Genomic DNA, 7227 nt, shown 5'->3' with positions numbered 1-7227 from the left:
AAACGGACAATCACTAAATTACACCTTAAGAACTGAAATGGGTGAAGGTCCTATCGCTCTCTTGCAACTACGCAATTTTGTTTTACCAGAAAAGATCTTTTTGGATTAAATAAAAAACACATTCCCTATTATCTCAAAAGGAAATACGCTCACTATGTCCTTATTGGATACCTTAATCTCATCATGCTTTGCTGATGATACAAACAAGGTGCAACAACTTGCTCAACAACAAATCGCGTTATGGGATCGTTGGCTATTACCGGTTACTCCTAATCAACCTGTAGGTGATGATCCCAGTTATGAAGATGACTTTGAACGAATGAAAGAAGAAGTCAATAAACTCTCTGGCGCTGATACTGAACTCATTTGCTTACTTGCTGAAAACTTACTGCTCAATTTCTGCAAAGATATGCGTGTTATAACCTATTATATATGGGCACGTTTGCACAAAGAAGGTGAGCATGGGCTTGCCGATTCTTTGGGGCTTTTGGCTGGATTGCTCACCCGCTACCACGACACATTATTACCTAGCCGAGCAACCAGTAGAAAATCAGCCTTAGAGTGGTTATCAGGGCAACGCGTTTTAGATAGCTTATCGCTTTATCCCGAAGTCGATCACAATGAATTTTCTCGTATTATCGCCTTATTAGCCATTATTGAAACAGAGCTTGAAACATGGAATGAAGCTGAGCGTCCTCAACTGGCTGGATTACATCAAGCACTCGAAAAGCGTCTTGCTCAATCAGGTGGGACAAAGTCATTAGTTCCCCAAAACATGAGCCGAACTGAATCGACTTACAATAGCCCCGCCTCTTCTTCAATTTCACAGAGCACCCCCATAGAGACCATACAATCAGGTCGTGAATTATTAGATCAATCCAAAATGCTCGCTAATTATCTACGTAATCAATCTAATGGTTGGTTAGCTGGGCATAGATTAATGAAAGTGGTGAGATGGGATACGCTCCATCAACTTCCACCACAAAATCAGCAAGGTTGTACTCGTCTTTCTCCGCCCAGAACCGATGCAAGGGCGCAACTTAAACGCCTCTATTTACAACAAAGTTGGGGGGAACTGGCAGAGCAAGCAGATAAGCTTTTTGCCGAAGGTGTTAACCATTTTTGGTTAGATGTACAGTGGTATCTCTATCAAGCACTTAGTCAGTCTCCTGCCCCTTGGAATGCATGGTCTGATATTATAAAAAATGATTTAAAACAATTCCTTACTCGTCTTCCAGATTTAGAGAACTTATCATGGGAAGACGGTACACCATTTGCCGATGAAGTCACATTAAGTTGGATAAAACAGCATGTTATGGAAGAAAACTTTGATGCCATGCAAGGATTATCAAATAATGACTCTCACTCATCTGATGATCAATCAATACTGGCATTAGAAAACGAAGCAATCACACAAGCGGATAATGAAGGTATAGACGTTGCATTAAAATGGCTACAACATCGCCCAGATATCCGCTCTTCAAGACAAAAATGGTTATTAAATCTCATTATGGCACGAGTAGCAGAACAATTTGCTCGCCATGATCTAGCATTAAATTTATTACGTGAACTCGATAAAAAAAGCGCTTTCGATGTCATTAACACAATGGGAGCCCAATTATATTTTTGAAGTAAAAGCACGACAACTTCATCTTTTACGAGCAAAAATTCAACGTAACACTTCAGATAGAACCCGTATAGAGCAACAGATGGAGCTATTACTCAGTGAATTAACTGCTATCGATCCGGTTCGCTCTGCAATTTTATATTCCTAATCTTTTACTCAACGAATCAAGGTATCAAATTAATGGATGATTTAACCCTTCGCTATTTTGATGCAGAAATGCGCTACCTTAGAGAAGCCGCCAAAGAGTTTGCGCAAGCGCACCCCGATAGAGCTGCAATGCTCGACTTAGATAAAGCAGGCACACCCGATCCTTTTGTTGAGCGTTTATTTGAAGGTTTTGCTTTCTCTATGGGGCAATTAAGACAAAAAATTGATGATGACTTACCCGAATTAACAGAAGGCCTTGTCAGTTTATTATGGCCTCACTATTTACAGACCATTCCATCATTATCTATTGTTGAATTAGCGCCTGATATTCAAAAAATGAAAATGACGGATAAAATACCTGCCCAATTTGAAGTGCTTTCTCGCCCTGTCGGTCCTAAAAAAACAGTTTGTCATTATCGAACAACTCAAGATTTAACGCTTAATCCAATAAAAATTGTCGCTGTAAACTTAACGACTGAGCCCGATGGACGCTCAACGATCAGATTAAAATTTAAATGTAGTGAAATGATTAATTGGTCTGAAGTGAGTCTTCATGCGCTCTCATTTTATTTATCTGGAGATATTCCGACAACTAATGCATTGCATTTGGCATTAACTAAACAAATTGCAAAAACCTATCTAAAACTCCCCCAATCAAAAGATAGAATTGCGATCCCTCTTTATTTTTCACCGAGAGGATTTGAGAATACAGACACGCTTTGGCCTAAAGGAGATACCACATTTAGTGGCTATCAATTATTACTCGAATATTTTTCTTTTCGTGAAAAATTTATGTTTGTTTCACTTAATGGATTAGATGATATTCACTTCCCTGAAGAAACATCTGCATTTGAATTAGATATTGTTCTCAATACATTGTGGGATAACGCGCTTACATTAAATGAGGAAAATATTCGTTTACATTGCGTACCCGTTATCAATCTTTTTAACATAGAAGCCGATCCACTAACGATTAATGGGCTGGAAAGCGAATATTTATTACGACCACGCCGTATTCAAGATGGGCATACTGAAATATATAGTGTTGATAGTGTACATGGCTCTCAGCGTACAAATGAAGCGGTTTATGTACCTTTTACCAGCTTTCGCCATCGTGGTGGAATGTTACGGCATAATGCGCCTGAACGTTATTATCATACCCGAGTGAAACGAGGTGTGACAGGTCTTCATGATACTTGGCTTATATTAGGAGGAGAAAAACAAGCGATTGATTTAGCAACTCAGACAGAAACCCTATCATTGCAACTCACAGGGACTAATGGGCAATTACCTCGCAAAGCACTACAAAGTACTTTACTTGATAGAACAGAGCAAACCCTACAGATCCCAATAACAGTATGTAATTTGTGTAAGCCAACACTGCCTCTTTATCCCCCTTCAGAAGATCGCTTCCACTGGCGAGTGCTAAGCCACTTAGGTTCTAGCTTTCTAAACATGATGGATAATGCTGAAGTGCTACGAGGTACTCTCGCGCTTTATGATTGGCGAGATGATGATATGAACCATAGAAAACTCAATGCCATTATTCATGTCGAGCATCATTTAATTGAACGCTTTGAGAAAGGTTTTTTACAACGAGGTATTGATATCGAAGTCACAATTGATAGCAATGGTTTTAATGGTGAAGGTGATATTCATTTATTTGGTGAAATGCTTAATCGCTTTTTTGCACTTTATGCTGATGTTCATCTTTTTAATCAATTAACACTGATTATTTTACCAACAGGAAAACGCATTCAATGGAAAGAAAGCCACAATCCGCAGCTACCCCGTTAATTCAGATGTTAGGTGAAAAGCTACCTTATGTAAATTTCTATCGCTTTTGCCAATTACTTGAAAAATCCACCCCTGAATTACCTGAATTAGGCAGTTCTCATGACCCGAAAATGGATCCTATTCGCTTTCGCCCACATCGTGGTATGGGATTTCCTGCCTCTGAGATCAAAGGAACAGATCCTCTAGATAAATACCGAAAAAGTACCATACCAAGCTTACATACTACCTTTTTGGGACTTTATGGTATCACATCACCACTCCCAACATCTTATCTTGACGATATTGCGCAATACCGCGATGGCACAGATTCACTCACTGACTTTTTAGATATTTTTAACCATCGCCTTACCACCCAGTTTTATCGGATCTGGCGTAAATATTCTTATCCCGCAACTTTTGGAGAAGGAGGATCAGATAAAACATCGCAATATCTTTATGGTTTAATTGGCTTGGGTATTCCTGGTTGTGCTAATCATGTGCAATCACCTTTATCTCGCTTTTTGGCACTATTAGGGATCTTACGTTTACCGACACGTACAGCCGAAGGCATTAGCGCATTAGTAAAATTATTAGCACCATCAACAAAAGTCCGTATTACACCTCATGATCCACGCAGAATTGCACTCGATACTCCCACCATCATGTCGTGTTTGCAACCTATAACATTAGAAAATAAACCCGTTTTAGGTCGCTATGCTATTGATGTAAATAGCCAAGTATTAATCAAGCTACATACAGAAAATAAAGAAGAAGCAAAGGGCTGGTTACCCGATGGCAGCATTTATCAGGATTTTATGGCATTACTTCGCGTTTATTTGGGTTCAAGAGTTAATGCACGACTACGTTTAACATTACCTAGACATTTATTACCGGATGCAACCTTGAGCACCTCTAAAAAACAAGGAGTACAGTTAGGTAGAACTGCCGTCATGCGACCTCACAGTCAGATTGAAACACAACCAGCATCTTTTATCACCATTGGAATTGGTTTTTATCAATATCTAACTCCCCGCACTCAACATTATAAAAGTGATTCATATGGCAATTATCAATTTTAAATCGCAAACATTTCTTTCTTATCCTCTGCGACTAGTACTGTTATTTATCATAACGTTTGCAATCGCAGGTTGTGGTTTAACTCAAACTATCAGTGATGGTACGGTTTCTTTAACTAAATCTATTTTTTATAAGCAAATTAAAATATTGCATTTAGATTTTACCGCAAGAGAAGCACTTAATACTGATGATAATGGTTCATCACTTTCCGTCATTGTTCGAGTATTCCAACTAAAATCCGCTGATACTTTTAATGATAGCGATTATCTCTCACTGTTTAATCAAAATGATGATGTTTTAACCTCTTCTTTATTAGCGCAAAAAGACTTACGTATTCGTCCTGGTGAATCTATTTCTTTTGATATGGAGATGGAAAAAAGAAACTGAATTTGTCGCTATTGCCATAATGTTTCATACGCCTGATGAAGCCAAAAATAACTGGCGGATTGTTATTCCTAAAAAACGAACTCGATCCTGATAAAGCACGTAAAATTGTACTTGCTGAAAATACATTAACATTACAACCTTTGGATAAAAAAATAACGATGTCACACCCTTCTCTCTATGAAATGCTAACAGGCTATTTTTCAGGTGGATTACCTATCGATTCTATCTCAGAAGAAGATCAGTTATTCTTTCTGTTATGGATAACATTCGTCGAATATTAAATTCACGAGCAGGGACATTAAAACATCTACCTGATTATGGTTTACCTGATATGAGTAAAATAATACAAGGATTACCGGGAAGTTCACATAAAGTAATGTCTATATTATCAACACATTATTAAAATATGAACCGAGGATAAAATCAGTCTCACTAAGTATATTACCTGAAAATGAATTTGGAAAGTTGTGTTATTCTTTAGATATTGAATTACATGAAAAAGGACTTATACGTTATGGTACTGAGTTTTCACCTGACGGAAGAATATTCCTTCACCATTTGAAAAAACAATTTTATTTATCATGATATTGTTTATTTCTGCTTATTTTTAATTTTCTTTAATTAGATCTTTTTTATATTATTGAACCTTCAATTAACTTGAGGAAACTATGAACTCTTACTTAGATTCACTTTCAATTGGAGGTGATCCTCGTGTATTTAATCAATTTCTTGCATATTAAAGAAGAACTTGATAAACGTTTTCACCCAGCCCGTCCAGATATTAATTGGCAATATGTCCATGAATTGTGTATTTCTTTATTTAATCAAAATGGTGTCGATCTTCAAACCGCCTCTTGGTTTGTCATATGCCGCCAGAATCAAGCTGGACTTGATGGTTTAAATGAAGGGCTTTACCTTATTCACAAAATATTGACTCAACATTGGCAAACATTATGGCCAATACAAACACATACCCGTATCAATATTCTTTCGTCCTTAAGCCAACAGTTAATCTTAGGTATTCGTGGGACGACGTTTGTTTATTCTGACTTGCCTATTCTTTATCAAATAGAAGAATTATTAAAGAATATTAATCATCATTTTAAAACATTAGAAATTAAACATCTTGTTCAGTTTGATTATCTAGAGAACTTAATTATTGCTCAAGCTAGGCAATTAGAGAATGCCGATACATTAGATAATAATTTTAATTCTCCCGAATTATCTCCTACTATTAATAAGGAAGATAAGAACCCCGACTAAAATTATCGATATTGCTTTATCTACATCATCTCCCTCTTCTAATACTAATGAAAGTATTGAATCACCAAAAACTTATATCTCTTCCTCAATATCATTAGAACCCTCTATGAAAAAGACATCTCGACAAGAGTTATGGCGGGGAGTTTTAATTGGTGCAATAATCAGTAGTTTATTCTTTTTTATTCTATTTTATTTCTGGTTATCTGAATTAAAAAATAATGATCTGACAGATGCTTTTCCTTATATTCCAACCATTAATGCCCATGCAGGCTCTCTTATTGAACAACAAACTGCAAATGGTCAACATATAACAAAGACACTCAATTCTGAACAGATTGATATAATCCAACAACGTTTAGATGAACTCACATTACTTTCTCCCATATGGGCACAGCGTTATGGACTCGAAATCATTACTTATTTGAACGAACAGTATGAAGATAATACAGAGCTTTTATCGTTTACACAGCTTTGGAAAAATAATCTAAAAATAAATGCCACCACAGATGAACAACTCAATCAATGGTCTAAAGGTATGACTGAACTCGATGGATTAAGCCAAAGATTAGATAGCTTTGATGGTAATCCTAAAAGTTACATTACAGGCTCTGAATTAAAATCGATCATTTTCAAAGCTCGTCAACATTTCAACCAAGCAAAACCTTTAGAAGAAGAGCTACGATTACTTGAAAAACAACCGACTCAAAATACAGTTTCAGACTATGAGTACCAACAAATAGACAATCATTTTAAACAATTATTGAATCGATATGCGTTATTACGTTCTGAATAAGGAAACAATATGTACTTGATAAGAAAATTTAACAGCTATTAGCATTGTTAGTTTATTAAGTGGTTGCATTATGGGTTCTCCTTATGGAGGCGTTATTTTTGTTGGCCCCATAGATTTAATTAGAGCAACCTTAGACGCCAAAGAAGAAAGAAACAAA

Annotated in this window: 4 protein-coding genes and 3 pseudogenes; all 7 read left to right on the top strand. The window is 36.7% G+C overall.

Translation table 11 applies throughout. The features are described from left to right. The first annotated feature begins 154 nt into the window (after positions 1-154). The 7 genes and pseudogenes from tssA to BHE89_RS05945 all read left to right on the top strand — a co-directional run bounded on the left by tssA (position 155) and on the right by BHE89_RS05945 (position 7070). A pseudogene (gene tssA / locus BHE89_RS05975) lies at positions 155-1775 on the top strand (type VI secretion system protein TssA). Positions 1776-1807: 32 nt separating this feature from the next. Then, positions 1808-3571, top strand: a complete 1764-nt coding sequence (gene tssF, locus BHE89_RS05970; RefSeq protein WP_069368379.1) for a type VI secretion system baseplate subunit TssF — start codon at positions 1808-1810, stop codon at positions 3569-3571. Further along, complete coding sequence (gene tssG, locus BHE89_RS05965; protein WP_069368378.1) at positions 3535-4629, top strand: type VI secretion system baseplate subunit TssG; 1095 nt, start codon at positions 3535-3537, stop codon at positions 4627-4629. The genes tssF and tssG overlap by 37 nt, the downstream gene beginning before the upstream one ends. Continuing rightward, positions 4610-5166 (top strand): annotated as a pseudogene (gene tssJ / locus BHE89_RS05960) (type VI secretion system lipoprotein TssJ); the annotation flags it as partial. The gene tssG and the pseudogene tssJ, both read left to right, overlap by 20 nt. Positions 5167-5172: 6 nt before the next feature. Beyond that, positions 5173-5599 (top strand): annotated as a pseudogene (gene tssE, locus BHE89_RS05955) (type VI secretion system baseplate subunit TssE). A 126-nt stretch (positions 5600-5725) separates the two neighbouring features. Beyond that, positions 5726-6277, top strand: coding sequence for a type VI secretion system ImpA family N-terminal domain-containing protein (locus BHE89_RS05950; RefSeq protein ID WP_286145933.1), 552 nt, complete (start codon positions 5726-5728; stop codon positions 6275-6277). Positions 6278-6383: 106 nt separating this feature from the next. Beyond that, positions 6384-7070 (top strand): VasL domain-containing protein, encoded by a 687-nt coding sequence (locus BHE89_RS05945; RefSeq protein ID WP_128860349.1) that lies wholly within the window; start codon positions 6384-6386, stop codon positions 7068-7070. Positions 7071-7227 lie beyond the last annotated feature (157 nt).

The sequence above is a fragment of the Shigella sp. FC1967 genome, from assembly GCF_001743005.1.
In the GTDB taxonomy this organism is placed as follows: domain Bacteria; phylum Pseudomonadota; class Gammaproteobacteria; order Enterobacterales; family Enterobacteriaceae; genus Proteus.
This window is presented reverse-complemented; position numbering and strand designations above follow the sequence as displayed.